The sequence below is a fragment of the Kitasatospora sp. NPDC088134 genome (assembly GCF_044741705.1).
Taxonomy (GTDB): domain Bacteria; phylum Actinomycetota; class Actinomycetes; order Streptomycetales; family Streptomycetaceae; genus Kitasatospora.
In genome coordinates this window covers 15,378-33,251 of the sequence record NZ_JBIUTD010000034.1, presented here as the reverse complement: position 1 = coordinate 33,251, position 17,874 = coordinate 15,378, and the positions used below count along the sequence as shown (strand labels likewise).

The window sequence follows — 17,874 nt, the reverse complement described above, 5'->3', positions numbered from 1 at the left end:
CGGCGCGTCGCCCCGGTCCGTCGCCGGGGTCGCCGAAGTAGGGTGCGCGAATGGCGACCCATGAACGTGAGATCACCGAACCCGTCGACCTGTGCCGCCCGGACGGCACCCTCGCCCCCGACGCGGTCGGCTGGTCGCGGACCCCGCTGCACCGCGGCAACCTCCAGGGCTGGGGCCGCACCAAGCGGTGGGAGTACTGGTGCGTCAGCACGCCCTCGCACCTGGTCGCGCTCACTGTCTCCGACCTCGACTACCTCACCCTGAACGCGGTGTACTTCCTCTCCTGGGACGAGCACAGCGTGTTGGAGGACCACGAGCGCACCGCCATCGCCCCGGGCTTCCCGAACCGCCCCACCGTCCTCCCGGAGGGCATCGCCGGCTCCGGCGGCCCGCACGGCGCCGATCTCGCCGTCGGCCCGGAGCGGCCCGGCCGCCGCGACGTCCGGGTGACGATCGGTCAGGAGCCGGGCGGCACCCGGCTGCGGGCCCGCGCCCTCACCGCGGACCTGCGCCGCCTGGAGGTCGACCTGCTGGTCGCGCTGCCCGCCGGGCACGAGACGCTGAGCGTGGTCGTCCCCTGGGACGGAAAGCGCTTTCAGTACACCTCCAAGCACACCGCGCGCCCCGCCACCGGCACCGTCCGGCTGGGCGACCGCACGTACGCCTTCGACCACGACGCCTGGGGCACGCTCGACCACGGACGGGGCCGCTGGCCGCGCTCGCTCGGCTGGAACTGGGGGGCCGCGTCCGGCCGGACCGACGGCCGCACCGTCGGCCTGCAGTTCGGCGGGCAGTGGACGGTCGGCACCGGCGCCACCGAGAACGCCCTCTGCGTGGACGGCCGCCTCACCAAACTCGGCGCCGAACTCGACTGGCAGTACGACCCCGCCGCCCCGCTCGGCCCCTGGCGGATCACCACCCCGGACAACGACCAGGTCGACCTCACCTTCACCCCCTTCCACGACCGCCGCACCCGCACCGAGACCGGCCTGATCGCCAACCGCACCGACCAGTGCTTCGGCTACTACCGGGGCAGCGTCCGCACCGACGCGGGCGAACGGATCGCCGTGGACCGACTGTTGGGCTGGGCCGAGGACGTCCGGATGCGCTGGTGAACCGGGTGGCCCCGGACCGGAAGCCGCACCGCTCCCCGCACCCGAAGCCGCACCACTCCCCGCACCCGAAGCCGTGCTGCTCCTCGCATCGGACCCGCCTGCTCGTGCTCCGTCGGCCCCTGGCGGCCCGGTCCGGCCGGCATCCCCTTCCGTGAACGACCGTCCGTGCTCCGCCCACGGCCCCGGGCTCGACCCTGCCGCGCTGGTGGGGCGGCGGCTCACCGGGGTGGTCGCGTCCTGGTACGCGTACGAGGGGGAGCGGGCCCCGGAGCCCGTGGTGGTCTGGCTGCGCGACGACCGGGGCGGCTGCACCTTCGTCGGCACCGGCAGCGACTGGTGCCTGATCGTCGAGGACGGACAGCCGCACACCGACCTGGACCTGGGGGAGTGGGGCCGCCTCGACGTCCGCCCCGCCCCGACCGGGACCCCGCTCACCCCGTACCTCGGCCAACCCGTCCTCGCCGCCCGCGAGGAGCGCACCCCGGGCACCGGCCGCACCGCCCTCGAACTCGACTTCCCCACCGGGACGGTCCGCTGCGAGTCCTGGCAGGGCGACCTCCTCCTCACCACCCGCCGACCCCCGAGGTGACCCACCCGCCCCAGCCGCCCGACCCGGTCCCGCTCCGCCCCGAACGCCGGAAGGCCCGAACACCGGAGGGCCCGCACGCCGGAGGCCCGGAACACCGGAGGGCCCGCACGCCGGAGGGGCCCGGAACGCCGGAAGGCCCGGCCGACCGCGCCCCCGCAGTCCTCCGGGCCTTCCGGCGTGCCCGCCGCTCAGGGGCAGGGCATGACCCGGGCGAAGTCGTGGTGCGCGGCGAGGGCCTGCTCCCACTCCAGCCGGCGGATCTTCCGGTGCACGATCAGCAGCGGGACGACGCCGACGACGCCGAACGACATGTCGACGAATTGCCAGAACACGGGTATGCCGCGCAGCGGGCCGCAGATCAGGGCGAGCGGGATGACGCCGCCGCAGGCGATCATCGCCCAGCGGACCACCCAGATGTTGCGGACCGGGTCGCGCAGCGGGCCCCAGAAGGCGGCGGCGATCACCAGGTGGGCGAAGGCCAGCCAGTCGGTGCCGTAGGCGAGGAAGGGGTAGCTGCCGTAGCCCGCGGCGACGCCGGTGCGGACGTGGTGCACCCAGCGGTCGACGGCGGGGAGGGCGGAGTCCAGCCCGGTCGCGTCGACGATCCGGGCGAGCAGTTCGGTCTCGGTCTGCAGCGGGAACGCGGTCGCGCCGCTGAGTACCAGGCAGACGACGAACAGCCACAGCCAGCGCTTGATACTGCGCCGGACCGGCGCGAGCCCGGCGGACGGTGCGGGGCCGGGTTCGGAGACGGTGGAACCGGCCGGGGCGGTGGCGATGTCGGACATGGGGAGTCCCCTCCATGACGCGGGTGCCGGAGGCGGCACACGGTGTCGCGGAAAGGACTCTAGACCTGAATTTGAACGCGTTCAACACGCCCGGACAGCTCGCCCCAAAGGGGGTTTTTCGGACCTGTCCGCGGAAAGCCCTAATCTTGTCCCCCGTGACCGCCATCGCAGACCAGCCCACCCGGCCCGCCCCCGGCCCGGCCGCGGACGAGGGACTCGCCCGTCGGCTCAAGGCGCTGGCCTGCACCGCGCCGCTGCACGACCTGGACAGCCGCAAGGTCAACCTGGCCGGCGAGTACGCCTCGTACACCATGGCCGAGGTCGGCCTGGCCGCGATCGACCTGGTCACCCTGAACATGGACTTCGACACCGGCGCCGACCGCGACATAGTGCTGGGCCGGCTGCTGCCGCGGATCGCCGCCCAGAACCCGGGCCGCGCCGCCGCCGAGCACGAGCGGGTGGCCCGCTGGGTGCTGGAGTCGCTGATCAACGTCGGCAGTGTGGACCGCGGCTTCCGTGCCGTCTACGGCACCTTCGGCCCGGACGGCGAGTACGTCCGCCGCGACTACGACTTCAAGCTGATCGAGGAAGTCCCCGGCCAGGACGGCGGGGTGTACCTGCGCACCACCGACGAGGCCGTCAACGTGCTGGTCGGCGCGCTCGACACCGACGTGACGAGCGCCCAGATCGCCGCCGAGGTCAAGCTGGAGGTGCTGATCCGCCGCGGCCGCCTCGCCGACGCCCAACTCGCCGCCGAGCAGGCCCGCTACCGCACCGTCCAGTACGCCGAGACGCTCCGCCGCGCCCTGGAGGCGACCCGGCGCAACGTCCGCGCGGTCGACTGGATGGAGACCGTCCCCGACCTGATCGACGAGGCGCTCGACCACATCGCCGACCGGTACCGGCACGAGAACGCGATCCTCACCAACATCCGCAAGGCCCGGGACGAGAGCGTGGACGCCGAGCACAAGCGCCGCGCCGCCGAGCTGGTCGACATCGTCAAGGACTGCATCCGCCGCCACACCCAGCTCCAGACCCGGCTGCTCGAGGCGGGCCCGCTGTTCCGCGCCGAACAGGACCGGCAGGCGTTCTCCACCCCCGCCGCGCGGATCGGCATCGACCTCTACGGTCAACTCCTCGCCCCGGTCCTCACGCTCCCGCTGGCCGACGCGGTCCGCCCCACCGACGCGTTCTTCGCCCGCGGCACCGGCCTGCGCACCCCCGTCTCGGTCCGCCTCGCCGACCTGGTCGACCTGCTGTTCACCCCGCCCGTCGAACGCGAGCACCTCGGCGCCGAACTCCCCGAGCCCGACCTGGTCGCCACCCCCGACGACAGCCGCTTCTCCGAGGCCCAGCTGGAGACCGCGCTGGAACTGCTCGACCTGCCCGCCGACGCCCCCCGCCGGCTCTCCGGCCTGCTCGCCGACGCCCGCCGCCGGGCCCGCGACCTCGACGAGGAGGAGGACCGGGACGGTGAGGAACTCGCCTACCTGGTCACCCTGCTGGCCGTGCACGCGGCCAGCCCCCCGGTCGGCACCGCCTACCGGCAGGGCGAGGAACGCCTGCTGCTCGCCGTCGACGACGGCACCCGGCTGGACGACCCCGGCTTCGGCGGCGCCGACCTGATCGTCGGCAGCGCCCTGCTGGACGCCGTCGGCATGGCCGCCGACCGCAAGGACGCCGTGTGACCCGCCCCGCCGCCCGCAGCCCCCGTGAAACCGGCCCTGCCCGCACGACCCGACCCGCCCGCACCGAAGGAGCCCTCGGATGACCACCACCAGCGAGGCGTGGACACCGCCCGAGAGCGAACCGGCCGCCGCCGCCCCCGCGCCGATCAGCCCGGCGGACGTCGCCGAGGCCGCCCGGCTGGTCTCCTTCGGCCTGCAGGCCAAGCTGCTGCCCGCCCGGGACGCCGAGTACGGCGAACTGGTGCGCCGCTACCGGGAGGACCCGCCGTTCGGCCGGCTCGCCGACGCCGTGGCGACCGGCATGGGCCTGGTGGTGCTGGAGGTCTCGGCGCGGGCCGGCATGGCGGTGGCGGCCGCCGAGGACTCGGTGTTCGCGGTCCGGATGGGCGACTACTCGCGCCGGGCCGCCGCCGAGTCCACCGACCGCTTCCTGCACGGCCTGGCCCACCTCGCGGTCGCCGCGCTCGCCTTCCCGCGCCCCGAGGACCTCGCCGACGAGGGCTACCTCGGCCGGGTCACCGTCAACGGCGTGGACGCCTTCGTCCGGCAGGCGTGCCGCCGACTGGAGGAGCGCGCCGAGGCCGCGGGCGCCAACACCGACCCGGCCAGCGACGCCCCCGGCCTGGAGGCCGCCTGGCGGGTCTGGGCCCGCCGCTCCGCCACCGGCGCCACCAAGGACGCCCGCCGGCTGGCCGGCTCCACCACCGGCATCGTCTCCAAGGCGGTGTCCTTCCTGGTCGACTCCGGCTTCCTGCAGAAGACCTCCGACGACGCCGGCGGCACCTACCGCACCACTGCCCGCTACCAGTTGCAGGTCCGCGACCTGGCCGGCGGCGCCGCGATGGCCGAACTCCTCGACCTGGGCGTCGTCCCGGTCAGCGACGGCACCGCCACCCTGGCGCCGCCCGACGAGACCGACGACCTGGTCGCCGACGCCGGCCTGCCCTTCCACGCGCTCTGACCCCCCGACCCCTGATCCACCGATCCCTGACGCACCGTCAACTCCCTCTGCACTGACCGCTCCAGGAGAACCACCGCACATGTACGAGCTGAACCGGGTCCGCCTCTACTCGATCGGACCGGCGGGCGCGCGCTACGCCGACACGGTGCTCGACCTGCGCGGAGTCGGCGAGCCGGTGCCCGAGCCGCAGCCGCAGCAGATCGGCCTGTTCGGCGAGGAGCCCGAGGGTCCGCAGCGCCGCCCCGCGCCCGCCGGCGTGCTGTTCCTGGAGAACGGCGGCGGCAAGTCCGTGCTGCTCAAGCTGATCTTCTCGGTGATGCTGCCCGGCCACCGCAACACCCTCGGCGGCGCCTCCTCCGGCGTGCTGCGCAAGTTCCTGCTCGCCGACGACTGCGGCCACGTCGCCCTGGAGTGGCAGCACACCGTCACCGGCGAACTCGTCGTGGTCGGCAAGGTCAGCGAGTGGCGCGGTCGCCAAGTCTCCTCCGACCCGCGGAAGTTCGCCGAACTCTGGTACTCCTTCCGGCCCGGCCCCGGCCTCACCCTGGACGCCCTCCCGGTCGCCGAGCGGCCCAGCCTGGCCGGCGACGGCAGGGCCCGCGGCCGCCGCCGCACCATGAAGGGCTTCCGCGACGCGCTGACCGAGGCCGCCAAGGCCCAGCCGCACCTCGACGTCACCTTCGAGGAGATCCACGACCGCTGGATCGAACACCTCGGCGCCCTCGGCCTCGACCCCGAACTCTTCCGCTACCAGCGCGAGATGAACGCCGACGAGGGCGAGGCCGCCGGCCTGTTCGCGGTCCGCGACGACGCCGACTTCACCGACCTGCTGCTGCGCGCCGTCACCGACACCCGTGACACCGACGGCCTCGCCGACCTGGTGCACGGCTTCGCCGCCAAGCTCGGCCGGCGCGCCGAACTCACCGCCGAGCGCGACTTCACCGCCGGCTCGGTCGACCTGCTGCAGCGCATCGTCGACGCCACCGCCGCCCGGGAGACCGTCCGGGAGGGCCACCGGGCCGCCGAACGCCGCACCCGCAAGCTGGCGCTGTCGCTCGCCGCCCGCTCCGCCGCCGAGCGCGACCGCACCCACGACCTGGCCGTCGAGGTCGCCGCCGCCGCGAGCGCCGTCACCGCCGCCGAGACCGACCGCACCCGGCACGCGCTGATCGTCTCCGAACTGACCTACCGGCACGCCACCCTCGGCCTGGAGGCCGCGACCGCCGAGGCCGGCCGACTGCGCCGCGAACTCACCGACGCCCGCGCCCAGTTCACCGCCTGGCAGGCCGCCGAGGCGGTGCTCCGGCACCGGGCCGCCGCCGACCGGGCAGGCCGGGTCGCCGCCGCCATCCGGGAGGCCGAACTCGACGCCGCCCCGGCCCTCGCCGCCCGCGACCGGGCCGCCGCCGCCCTCGCCCGGGCCCTCGAATCCGCCGCCGCGAGCGCCGAGACCCGCGCCGACCAGGAGGAACTGCGGGCCGGCGAGCTCCAGGAGGACGGCGCCACCGCGCACGCCGAGGCCACCGCCGCCGCCACCGCCGCGCAGAAGGCCCGCTCCGAGGCCGAACACCTCCGCCAGCGCCTCGCCGAGGTCGAGCAGGAGACCGCCGCCGCCGTCGAGGCCGGCTGGATCGACGACTCCGGCGCCGAACCCGACCCGGCCCGGGCCGCCCTGCACGCCGCCGACGCCGAGGCCGCCGCCGCCGAGGACCTCGACCGGGCCCGCGCCGCCGCCGAGCAGAGCGCCGCCCGGGTCCGCGAGGCCGCCGCCGCCGAGGCCCGCGCCGAACTCGCCGCCGCCCGCGCCGCCGACGCCCGCACCGCCGCCGAGCGGGCGCTGGCCGCCGAACAGGCCACCGCCACCCGGCTCGCCGCCGAACCCCGGCTCGCCGAACTGCTCGGCCTGACGCCCTACCAGGACGGCGCCGAGGAGAGCGAAGGCTTCCTGGCGTCCCGTCAACTCGACGCCAGTGCCGAGGACCTGCGCGAACTCCTGGACCGCTCGGTGGCCACCGCCGAACGCACCCTGTTCGACCTGCGCACCGCCGCCGCCGACGACTCCCGCATCCTCGCCGCGCTCGGCGACGGCGGGCTGCTGCCGCCCGGCCCCGACGTCCTCGCCACCGTCGAGTACCTCGGCGAGCAGGGCATCCCCGCCCTCCCCGGCTGGCGCTACCTCGCCCAGTCCGTCGACCCCGCCGACCACGACGCCATCCTCGCCGCCCGCCCCGAACTCGTCGACGGCGTCGTCGTCACCGACCCGGCCTCGCTCGACCGGGCCCGCGAGGCGCTCGCCGCCGCCGCCCTGCTGCCGCGCTCCACCGTCGCCGTCGGCACCACCGCCGCGCTGATCGCCCCGATCGAGGGCGAACCGGCGTTCTTCCTGGTGCCGCCCAACCCGGCCATGCACAACGAGACCGCCGCCGACGACGAGCGCCGCGCCCTGCGCACCCGCGCCACCGACCGCGAGGAGCACATCCGCGAACTCGCCGCCCGCCTCGGCGGCGACCGCGCCCTCGCCGCCCGGCTCGCCTCCTGGCACGCCAGCTGCCCGCCCGGCACCCTCGCCGAACTCGCCGAAGCGGCCGCGGCCGCCGCCGACCGCGCCGAGGCCACCGCCGCCGAACTCGCCACCCTGCGCGCCGACCACGCCGACGCCGAGACCGAGCACCAGGCCGCCGCCGCCCGCCACGAGGAGTGCCGGGAGACCATCCAGCGCACCCGCCGCCGCGCCGACGCGCTGGCCGGCCTCGCCTTCCGGCTCCGCGAACGCGCCAACTGGACCCGCCGGCAGCGCGAACTCGCCGACGACGCCGCCGAGTGCGAACGCCGCCAGGCCGCCTGCACCGAACGCGCCCGCACCTGCGACGAGGACCGCCGCGCCGCCCAGCGCGCCGCCGACGACGCCCGCCGCACCGCCCGCACCCTGCGCGCCGAACGCGCCGAGATCGCCGCCGTCGACACCGCCGCCGCCAACGGCCCGGTCCCCGCCTCGCTGCCCGCCCTACGCGAGGCGTACCGGGCCGCCGCCCAGCTCTACGAGAAGGTCGGCGTCGGCGCCGACCTGCGCGCCGAACAGGCCCGCGCCGAGAGCGAGGAGACCGCCGCCGCCACCGAGCTCCAGCGCCTCAGCAACAAGGTCAAGGCCCGCGCCGAGGAACTGCTGACCAGCCCCGACGGCGCCGACGGCCCCGCCCGGCAGGCCGCCGCCGCCCGCGCCGAGGAACTCGTCGCCCTCATCGAGGCCCGCTCCGACGCCGCCTCCGAGGAGGTCGGCCGCCTGCGCGGCGACGCCGAACGCTCCGCCCCCGCCGACGGCGCGGCCCACACCGAACTCCCCGAGGACCTGCTCCCCGCCGACCCCGGACACGCCCAGGCGCTGCTGCGCACCGCCACCGCCCTGCTGGCCGAACGCCGCGAACGCGTCGACACCGCCCGCACCGAGCACGCCGACCTGCAGCGCACCCTGGACCAGGCCCAGGCCGCCGCCACCGACTTCGAGGAACTCGCCGGCCAGCTCCGCGAGACGCTGCGCGACAACGGCGAGGAGACCGACCCGACCGCCGACACCTACCTCGGCGGACTCGCCGCCGCCCGCGCCGCCGTCACCGACACCCGCCGCGCCATGCGCACCGCCGCCACCGAACTCACCGGCGCCGAACTCGCCGTCCGGGACGCCGCCGACGCCCTCGTCCGGCACGCCAACGCGGCCCGCTACGAGGCCGTCCGCACCCCCGCCCGGCAGCAGATCCGCGAACTGCCCGCCGCCGCGCTGCCCGACCACGCCGCCGCCTGGGCCGCCGCGTTCGCGCCCCGGCTGCGGGTCCTCACCGACGAACTCGCCCAGCTGGAACGCAACCGCGCCTCCATCGTCGACCGCCTGCGCGGCCTGGTCGAGACCTCCCTCACCACGCTGCGCGCCGCCCAGCGGCTGTCCCGGCTCCCCGAGGGCCTGGGCGAGTGGTCCGGCCAGGAGTTCCTGCGGATCCGCTTCGAGGACCCCGACCACGCCGTCCTGGTCGAACGGCTCGGCGAGGTCATCGACGAGGCCACCCGCTCCGCCGTCAAGAAGAACTCCGACCTGCGCCGCGACGGCATGTCCCTGCTGCTGCGCGGCGTCGCCGCCGCGATCGGCCCCAAGGGCGTCTCGGTCGAGATCCTCAAGCCGGACGCGGTGCTGCGCGCCGAACGCGTCTCGGTCGGCCAGATGTCGGACGTCTTCTCCGGCGGCCAGCTGCTCACCGCCGCCATCGCCCTCTACTGCACGATGGCCGCGCTGCGCGCCAACGACCGCGGCCAGTCCCAGCTGCGGCACGCCGGCACGCTCTTCCTCGACAACCCGATCGGCCGCGCCAACGCCACCTACCTGCTGGAGCTCCAGCGCGCCGTCGCCGACGCCCTCGGCGTCCAACTCATCTACACCACCGGCCTGTTCGACACCACCGCACTCGCCGAGTTCCCGCTCGTCATCCGCCTGCGCAACGACGCCGACCTCCGGGCCGGCCTCAAGTACATCTCGGTCGAGGAACACCTCCGCCCCGGCCTCCCCACCCCCCAGGACCCGGACGGCCCGACCATCCACGGCGAGATCACCGCGACCCGGGTGTTCCGCCGCCCGGAGGCCGTCGCCGGGCCCGCGGCCGAGCAGGAGTAGCCGGGAACGCCGACGGCCCCCGTCCCGGTGCGCCCGGGGCGGGGGCCGTCGGCGTTCCGGCGGTCCGTCAGCTCCTCGTCGACACGGTGACCGAGGCGACCTTCATCGGGTGGCCCGGCTCCGTCGTCGCAGTCGGCGAACTTCCGTACGCGGCAGGCAGGTTGCCGCCGACGGCGACGTTCAGGATCAGGAAGCTCCCGTGGTGCACGGCCCGGTCCCAGGCGGCCGGGTCGACCCGGTCGGCGGTGACCTCGAAGTACTCCCGGCCGTCGCGCAGCCAGCGGACCCGCTCGGGGCTGCTGGAGCGGTCGACCTCCACGGTGTAGGTGTGGAAGGCGCCCCAGCAGTCGGCGCAGGGCTGCTCGCCGGAGCCGAGCCCGTTCGGCTCCTGGCAGGGGCCGCCGGGGGTGGTCCCGCAGTGCAGGGTGCCGAACACGCCCCGGGCGCCGACCGATTCGAGCACGTCGAGCTCGCCGACGCCGGGCCAGCCGGTGTACCCGTCGCGGAGCTTGCCGCCGAGCGCCCAGAACGCGGGCCAGTACCCGGCGGCGGCCGGTCCGTGCACGTCGGGCAGCGCCAGCTTCGCCTCCACCCGCAGGACGCCGCCCGCGGGGGCGGCCAGGTCGGCGCGCCGGGACTCGATCCGGCCGGAGGACCAGCGGCCGGCCGCGTCCCTGGTGGGCACGATCTCCAGCGAACCCTGCCCGTCCAGGCGGACGTTGGCGGTCGAGTCGGTCATCGTCTCGATCTCGCCGGTGCCCCACTGGGCGGCCGGGCAGCCGGGGTAGCAGGTCCCCAGGTCGTACTGCCAGGTGGCGGCGTCGGGCCGGGACCCGGCCGGTCCGTCGAACTCGTCGTGCAGCAGCGTGGTCCAGCCGCCGGTGCCGAACGCGCCTGCTTCGGTGAGCAGTTGGTCCAGCCGGGCGGTGAGCACCACGGCCGCGGCATTGGTCAGGTGCGAGTCGTCCCGGTACAGCAGGACGTGTTCCAGGACGGCCGGGCAGGTCCGCCCGTCGCCGGGGCAGAGTACCGAGTTGACCTCGACCGAGCGGACGCCGGGGAACTTCCCGGCGGCGATCTCCTCGGCCAGCGGGTCGGCGTACAGCCCCTCGCCGCGCGGGAAGTCGCAGGCGGCGGTGGAGTCGGGGTGCCCGGAGACGCAGACCGGGACGTCCCGGCCGGGGATCGGGGTGTCCTGCAGGTAGACGATCGGGACGCCCAGCTCCCGCAGCGGGGCGAGGGTCCGCTCCCAGCCGCGGAGCAGCGCCGCCCGGTCGGCGGTGTACCGGTTGAGCGCGGAGACCAGGATCAGCTTCGGCTTCGGGCCGGCCGCGATCCGGGCCAGCGCGTTCGCCCGCCAGGTGTCGCACTCGTGGTAGGTGCGGCCCAACTGCGGGTTGACGACCTGGAGTTCGGGCAGCGGGCAGCCCTGCTTGACGAGTTCCTCGACGCTCATCCGGTGCTGGGCGGCGATGCCGAGGACGGCGGAGAACCACTGTCCGGCGTGCGAGTCGCCGAGCAGCACGATCCGGTCCTCGCCGGTGCCGAAGCGGCACGGCGGGCTGACGGTGTCGGCCGGGTCGACCTCGCAGGCGCCGTCCGGCGGGAAGTCCTGCCGGGCCTGCACGGGGTTGGGCACGGTCGGGGCGTTGGCGGCGGGCCTGGCGGCCAGCAGGCTGTGGCCGTCCCGGGCGCCGGGCGGCAGGCCGGCCGGGTCCGGGGGAGTGGCGGGGCCGAGGCTGCGGATGGTCCCGGCGCCGACCACCAGCGCCAGCAGCACCGGGAACACCACGGCGGTCAGGCCCAGCGACAGGCCGCGGCGCGGGATCTCGCCGAGCACCACGCTGCGGCGCAGCGGCTGCTCCAGCCAGTGCAGGGCGGCCAGCGCGGGCAGCGCGGCGGCCGCGGTCAGCGCGACCTTGACGCCCCAGTGCAGGGCGCCCCAGTGCGCCTCGGCGAGCACCAGGACCGGCCAGTGCCAGAGGTACAGGTTGTAGGAGAGCCGGCCGATCGCGCGCGGCGCGCCGAGCGACAGCGCCCGTCCCACCAGGTGCTGTTCACCGGCCAGCACGATCGCGGCGGTGCCCAGGGTGGGGACCAGGGCGGCGGTGCCGGGGTAGGGGGTGCGGCCGTCGTACAGCAGCACGCAGGCGAGCACCGCCGCCAGGCCGCCGAGTCCCAGCAACTCCCTTGCCCATCTCGGTAGGTGACGGACGGGCAGCAGGGCGATCACCGCGCCGGCGGCGAACTGCCAGGCCCGGGTGGGGGTGGAGAGGTAGGCGCCGGCGCTCCAGTGCAGGGAGAGCCAGAAGGAGGCGGCGCCGAGCAGCAGGGTCAGGCCGAGCAGGGTGCGCCGGCGCCAGGCCCAGCGGGCGGCGAGCGCCAGCAGCGGGGCCCAGAGCAGGTAGAACTGCTCCTCGACGGCCAGCGACCAGAAGTGCAGCAGGACGCTGGGGTCGCGGCCGGCCGCCAGGTAGTCGGTCTGTTCGGCGATGAAGCGCCAGTTGGCGACGGACAGCGCGGAGGCGAGCACGTCGCGCTCCAGGTCGGCCCGGCGCAGCGGCGCGGTGAGCAGTGCGCCGAGCACGGCGACGACGGCGAGCACCACGGCGGCGGAGGGCAGCAGCCGGCGGGCCCGGCGGGAGTAGAACTCGCCGAGCCGGACGCGCCCGGTGTTCGCGGTCTCGGTGCGCAGCAGGCCGGTGATCAGGTAGCCGGAGACGACGAAGAAGACGTCGACGCCGACGAAGCCGCCGGCGAAGCCGGGGACGGCCGCGTGGAAGGCGAGCACGGCGAGCACGGCGACGGCCCGCAGGCCCTCGATGTCGGGCCGGAACCTCGGCCGTTCGGCGGGTTGTTGTGGTGTCCGTTGCAGGACGACGGTGAGCGGGGCGGTACTGGTGGACACGGGTGCGGGACCTTTCAGCCCAGCCAGGGCAGCATCGGGGCCGCCCAGCCGGAGGCGAGCAGGGCGATCAGGGCGAGCGTGCTCGTGACGGCGAGGGCCTCGGGCCAGCGCCGGGGACGCATCGCCGGGCGGGCCCCGGAGTCGGGGGCGGCGGCCGATTCGGCGGCGCGCGGCCGGAGTTCGGCGTACAGGTCGCGGACCAGCGGGACGCCGAGGTGCAGCTGCACGGCCAGGTACAGGCCGAGGCCCCAGGTGGTGTGCCAGCCGTACAGGGCGGTGGCGACGCCGATGCCGAGGGCGGTGGCGGCGAGCGTGCCGGCCGTCCAGAGCATCGAGACCAGCAGGACCTTGCGGGCCATCCCGCCGGAGCGGCCGGGCTTGGCGACGCCGGTGGGCACCCAGGCGGCGCTGCGGCCGCGCAGGGTGTGCCAGTAGGCGGTGGCGGCGGCGAAGCTCATCAGCACGTTGGCGCGCAGGACTTCGGAGCGCCAGCGGGTGCGGCTGACCCGGGGCAGCAGGACGTGCCAGATCCACAGCAGCGACAGCATCGGCAGCACGTACCAGGCGCGCACCTCGCCCGGGTAGGCGAACAGCATGACCAGCGGCGGCAGCGGCGCGGTGAGCACGTTCACGGCGGCGGCCAGGTAGCCGACGATGCCCTCGTCGAAGCAGCGGCGCATCCGCCAGGTCATCGCCTTGCGGGTGGGCCGGTCGCCGATCAGGTGCAGGTTGCCCATCGTCCAGCGGTACTGCTGGTTGACGAAGCTGGTGGTGGAGTCCGGCGAGGTGCCCTTGGCGACCAGCACGGGCACGTACCGGGTGGTGAACCCCTGCTGGTGCAGGGCGAGTCCGGTGTACATGTCCTCGCTGTGGTCGAGCCGGGCGAAGCCGCCGGCGGCGTCGATCGCGGCGCGCCGGTAGACGGCGTTGGAGCCGCAGCAGATGGCCGCGTCGGAGGCGTCCCGGCTGGGCTGGACCCAGCGGAAGAACCACTCCTGGGCGGAGCCGGCGGCGCGCTGCACCCAGCCCATCTCGGCGTGCGTGTCGAAGCACTGCGGGCTCTGCACGATGCCGACCTTCGGGTCGCCGAAGTACGGCAGCAGGTGGCGCAGCAGGTCGGCGCGGGGCGCGAAGTCGGCGTCCAGGATGGCGATGTACTCGGCGCGGCTCAGGGTGAGCGCGTGGTTGAGGTTGCCGGCCTTCTTGAACTCGCCGCGGTTCGGGCGGACCACGTAGTGGTAGCCGAACTCGCTTGCCAGGGCGGCGACTTCGGGCCGGTCGGCGTCGTCGAGCACCCAGACGTCCAGGGTGCCGCGGTGCTCCATCAGGGCGACCGCGCGGTAGGCGTTCGCCAGGATGTCGAGCGGTTCGCCGCAGGTCGGCAGGTAGAGGTCGACGGACGGCGGTTCGGCGGGCTGCCAGGCGGCGGCGAGCAGTTCGTGCCCGGCCCGGGTGAAGCGGCGGCGGCGCAGCCCGTTCAGGCAGGTCAGCGCGAGGGCGACCAGGTTGACGCCGAGGACGGCGAGGAACGGCCAGAGGGCCGGGGTCTGCAGCGAGAAGCTGAACATCGTGACCGCGCTGAGCACGAAGGCGAGCGCGGAGAGCAGTGGGACCCAGCGGCGCTGGGGTCCGAAGTACCAGTAGAGCTCCTGATCGGACGGCGGTGACGGAAGGTGATTGGCAGTCATGTGGGCCCCCCACGGCCGGATACTGACACCTGTCGCCGGTAGATTACCCGATTGGTATAGACCAAATGACCACCCCGGATGAACGCCGGAACAACTCCGGTGAAGGGCGCGTGACCAGGCATGACCGTGTCAGACAAGATCGCTGCCGGGGCTGCCGTGACAGGTGACGCGCACCGTGACACGACAGTTGCGCCACCCCGCGGCGGACGGTCGCCACCCCCAATGGCGCCGGACTGCCGGCTTCCTGATGATCCGTCAGTTCGGCGGTGCTGAACGTCCTCGGGCCTCAGAGCGCGCGGAGCGCCGCCGCCAGGTCGGGGCCGTACGAGCCGTGGCAGCGCGCCGTGCCGGACTCGTCGAACTCGCCGACGTACCAACCGCCTTCGGCGAACACCAGGCACGCCCCGTCGAAGTCGACCACCGCCTCGGCGCGCAGTGGCCGCCGGTAGGGGCGGCGCGGCCCGGTGCTGACGGTGGCGGCCCCCGGCTTCGGCAGCAGGCGCGCGTTCGGGCGGCCCGACAGCTCGCGGACCTGCTCGATCGTCCAGCCCCCGGGGTCGGTCACCCGACGGGCGCGGCCGGAACGGCGGCCAGGACGGACTCCAGCAGCCCGGGGAAGCGTTCGGCCAGGTCGGCCGCGCGCAGCGTGTTCATCTTCGAGGTGCCGCGCCGGTGCTGCCGGATCAGTCCGGCCTCGCGCAGCACCCGGAAGTGGTGCGTCATCGTCGACTTGGTGATCGGCAGGTCGAAGGACAGGCAGTTCAGCTCCACGCCGCCCACCGCCGCCAGATCGGCGACGATCCGCAGTCGGATCGGATCGGCCAGCGCGTGCAGCACCCGGACGAGCTCCAGCTCGGCGGCGGCGGGCTCGGGCAGCAGCCCGGGGCAGTCCTGGTCGATGGCCATGGCCCCATGGTACGAGATCCCTCGTAGTTTGACAGTTCTCGTAGTACGGTGGATATCGTACGAAGCGAAAGCGCCCCAGAGCCCACCGGACAGCCAGAGTCCACCAGACAGGAAGGGCAGGAAGCCGTGAGCGCCCTGTTCGAGCCCCTCACCCTCCGCTCGCTGACCATCCCCAACCGGATCTGGCTCAGCCCGATGTGCATGTACTCGGCCGCCTCCGAGGGGCCCGAGACCGGCGTCGCCACCGACTTCCACCTCGCCCACCTCGGCTCCCGCGCGGCCGGCGGCGCCGGACTCGTCATGGTCGAAGCCACCGGCGTCACCCCCGAGGGCCGGATCTCCCCGTGGGACCTCGGCCTCTGGAACGAGCGCCAGCAGGAGGGCCTGGCCCGGGTCGCCGCGCTGATCGCCCGGCACGGCGCCGTCCCCGCGATCCAGCTCGCCCACGCCGGACGCAAGGCCGCCACCGACAAGCCCGGCCGCGGCGGCGCCCCGCTCACCGCCGAACAGGGCGCCTGGCGGCCCGTCGGCCCCTCCGCGCTCGCCTTCGACCCGGAGCACCAGGTCCCGGCCGAACTGACGGAGGCTCAGATCGCCGCCGTGGTCGAGGACTTCGCCGCCGCCGCCCGCCGCGCCCTGGCCGCCGGGTTCCAGGTGGTCGAGGTGCACGGCGCCCACGGCTACCTCGTCCACGAGTTCCTCTCCCCGGTCTCCAACCACCGCACCGACGGCTACGGCGGCGACTTCGCCGGCCGCAGCCGCCTCGCCCGGGAGGTCGCCACCGCCGTCCGCGCCGTCTGGCCCGCCGACCTGCCGGTCTTCTTCCGGGTCTCGGCCACCGACTGGCTCCCCGACGCGCCCAGTTGGACGGTCGAGGAGAGCGTCCTGCTCGCCAAGGAGCTCCAGGCCATCGGCGTCGACCTGGTCGACGTCTCCACCGGCGGCAACGTCCCGCACGCGAAGATCACCGGCGAGCCCGGCTACCAGGTGCCGTTCGCCGAGCGGATCCGCCGCGAGAGCGGCCTCCCGGTCAACGCCGTCGGCCTGATCACCGACGCCGCCCAGGCCGAGGCGATCGTCGCCGAGGGCCGCGCGGACGCCGTCATGCTCGGCCGCGAACTCCTCCGCGACCCCTACTGGCCCCTGCACGCCGCCCGCGAACTCGGCGTCCCGCGCAACTGGCCCGCCCAGTACGGCTTCGCCGTCGGCCCGCGCGGCTGACCGCACCAGCACGCCCACCGGGGGTCCGGCACGGAGCATCCCGTGCCGGACCCCCGGCCGCGTGCTGCGCCTGCCCGCCACCCGGCCGGACGGATCGACCATGAGCGCCCCGACGGAACCGGCGGAACCGGCGGACCGTCGACGAAGGGGCCCTCAGTGCGCCCGCTGCCGCCGCTCGCGCGAACCGTCCAGCGGCCCGGCCGAGTTGGGGGTGCGGCGGCGGGAGGCGGCGACCTGCCGGGAGACCGCCACGTCGATCAGGCACCAGGCGGTCAGGAAGACGCCGAGCGCCATCAACGCCAGTGCGGGGGTGAGCAGATCGGTGTGCGCCCAGGAGGCGAGCAGCGCGACCACGAACGTCACCACCGTGAACGCGAACGCCAGTCCGGCCCGGACCGCGGCGGCCCGCACCTCGTCCGGCAGCCGACCGCGTCGACGAAACCCCACCGCGCACCCCCAGTCGGTCCCTGCGCCCGTCCGTGCTCCCCAGACCTGCCCCGTGCGGCCCGGACCATGCGGCCGCCCCCGGCAATCCACCCCTGGCGGGCGTGTCGCGCGGAGCGGGGCCCGTCCCCGTCCAGGATCGTATGCGGGTGCGCAAGAGGGCCCGGCCCGGTAGGGGCAACGGCGGTGACGGCGGGTCAGTCCGGCAGGGTGGCGTCCAGTTCCTCCAGCGCGCCGACCACGATGGTCCGCATCGCCCGCTCGGCCGCCTCCGGGTCGCCCGCGCAGATCGCGTCGGCCACCTCGCGGTGCAGCCGCACCGCGTACTCGCGCGGCCGGTGCGGCATCAGCCGGTGCTCGGTGCGGCCGGTCAGGACGGCGCCGACGGTGTCCTTCAGGTGGGCGAACATCTCGTTGCCGGAGGCGCGCAGCACCGCGGCGTGGAAGGCGATGTCGTGATCGAGGAAGGCGTCCAGGTCGGCGGCCCGCGCGGTGACGGTCAACTCGACGGCCAGGGACGAGAGTTCGCGCCGGTCGTCGTCACTGGCGTGCCGGGCCGCCAGGGCCGCCGCGGCGGGCTCCACCGCGACCCGCAGCGACCCGAGCGAACGCAACTGCGCGGAGCGCCCCGCCCCGGCCAGCCGCCAGCGGATCACCAGCGGATCGAACACGTCCCAGTCGCGCTGCGGCCGCACGGTGATCCCGACCCGCCGGCGCGGCTCGACCAGCCGCATCGACTCCAGGATCCGCACCGCCTCCCGCACCACGGTCCGCGACACCCCGTGCTGCTCCTCCAACTCCTCCGCCCGCAGCACCGCCCCCTCGGGAAGCTCACCGGAGGCGATCGCCGGACCGAGAACGGCAAGCAGACGGCCGGGCAGACCCTGGATCTCCATCCACCCAGCTTATCGG

General features: G+C 75.1%; 13 protein-coding genes. 6 read left to right on the top strand and 7 right to left on the bottom strand.

Annotated features, from left to right (window positions below; all coding sequences use genetic code 11):
* Positions 1-50: 50 nt before the first annotated feature.
* Both ACIOHG_RS33940 and ACIOHG_RS33935 read left to right on the top strand, forming a co-directional pair.
* Complete coding sequence (locus ACIOHG_RS33940) at positions 51-1,115, top strand: DUF2804 domain-containing protein (protein ID WP_400956407.1); 1,065 nt, start codon at positions 51-53, stop codon at positions 1,113-1,115.
* Positions 1,116-1,266: 151 nt separating this feature from the next.
* Positions 1,267-1,704, top strand: coding sequence for a hypothetical protein (locus ACIOHG_RS33935; RefSeq protein WP_400956405.1), 438 nt, complete (start codon positions 1,267-1,269; stop codon positions 1,702-1,704).
* 188 nt (positions 1,705-1,892) lie between these two features.
* Here the strand turns inward: ACIOHG_RS33935 and ACIOHG_RS33930 are convergent, their stop codons facing one another.
* Positions 1,893-2,492 (bottom strand): hypothetical protein, encoded by a 600-nt coding sequence (locus tag ACIOHG_RS33930; RefSeq protein ID WP_400956403.1) that lies wholly within the window; start codon positions 2,490-2,492, stop codon positions 1,893-1,895.
* A gap of 155 nt (positions 2,493-2,647) precedes the next feature.
* Between ACIOHG_RS33930 and ACIOHG_RS33925 the strand changes: the two genes are divergently transcribed.
* The 3 genes from ACIOHG_RS33925 (at position 2,648) to ACIOHG_RS33915 (ending at position 9,795) form a co-directional block, all read left to right on the top strand.
* Positions 2,648-4,180 (top strand): hypothetical protein, encoded by a 1,533-nt coding sequence (locus ACIOHG_RS33925; protein ID WP_400956400.1) that lies wholly within the window; start codon positions 2,648-2,650, stop codon positions 4,178-4,180.
* 79 nt (positions 4,181-4,259) lie between these two features.
* Complete coding sequence (locus ACIOHG_RS33920) at positions 4,260-5,141, top strand: hypothetical protein (RefSeq protein ID WP_400956398.1); 882 nt, start codon at positions 4,260-4,262, stop codon at positions 5,139-5,141.
* A 79-nt stretch (positions 5,142-5,220) separates the two neighbouring features.
* Positions 5,221-9,795: a hypothetical protein gene (locus ACIOHG_RS33915; RefSeq protein ID WP_400956396.1), complete on the top strand. Its 4,575-nt coding sequence runs from the start codon at positions 5,221-5,223 to the stop codon at positions 9,793-9,795.
* A gap of 67 nt (positions 9,796-9,862) precedes the next feature.
* Here ACIOHG_RS33915 and ACIOHG_RS33910 read toward each other — a convergent pair whose 3' ends face one another.
* The 4 genes from ACIOHG_RS33910 to ACIOHG_RS33895 all read right to left on the bottom strand — a co-directional run bounded on the left by ACIOHG_RS33910 (position 9,863) and on the right by ACIOHG_RS33895 (position 15,297).
* A complete protein-coding gene (locus ACIOHG_RS33910; RefSeq protein ID WP_400956394.1) occupies positions 9,863-12,703 on the bottom strand; it encodes an acyltransferase family protein in 2,841 nt (946 codons plus the stop codon).
* Positions 12,704-12,717: 14 nt separating this feature from the next.
* Complete coding sequence (locus tag ACIOHG_RS33905; protein ID WP_400956392.1) at positions 12,718-14,391, bottom strand: glycosyltransferase family 2 protein; 1,674 nt, start codon at positions 14,389-14,391, stop codon at positions 12,718-12,720.
* A 286-nt stretch (positions 14,392-14,677) separates the two neighbouring features.
* A complete protein-coding gene (locus tag ACIOHG_RS33900; RefSeq protein WP_400956390.1) occupies positions 14,678-14,956 on the bottom strand; it encodes a hypothetical protein in 279 nt (92 codons plus the stop codon).
* The gene (locus tag ACIOHG_RS33895; protein ID WP_400956388.1) at positions 14,953-15,297 is read right to left on the bottom strand and encodes an ArsR/SmtB family transcription factor; all 345 of its coding nucleotides are present in this window, start codon (positions 15,295-15,297) and stop codon (positions 14,953-14,955) included. The genes ACIOHG_RS33900 and ACIOHG_RS33895 overlap by 4 nt, the downstream gene beginning before the upstream one ends.
* Positions 15,298-15,423: 126 nt before the next feature.
* Between ACIOHG_RS33895 and ACIOHG_RS33890 the strand changes: the two genes are divergently transcribed.
* Positions 15,424-16,518, top strand: coding sequence for an NADH:flavin oxidoreductase/NADH oxidase (locus tag ACIOHG_RS33890; RefSeq protein WP_400956386.1), 1,095 nt, complete (start codon positions 15,424-15,426; stop codon positions 16,516-16,518).
* Positions 16,519-16,671: 153 nt separating this feature from the next.
* On the opposite strand, the gene ACIOHG_RS33885 is transcribed toward ACIOHG_RS33890, so the two are convergent.
* A complete protein-coding gene (locus tag ACIOHG_RS33885; RefSeq protein WP_400956384.1) occupies positions 16,672-16,965 on the bottom strand; it encodes a hypothetical protein in 294 nt (97 codons plus the stop codon).
* A gap of 194 nt (positions 16,966-17,159) precedes the next feature.
* Positions 17,160-17,858: a FadR/GntR family transcriptional regulator gene (locus tag ACIOHG_RS33880; protein WP_400956381.1), complete on the bottom strand. Its 699-nt coding sequence runs from the start codon at positions 17,856-17,858 to the stop codon at positions 17,160-17,162.
* Positions 17,859-17,874 lie beyond the last annotated feature (16 nt).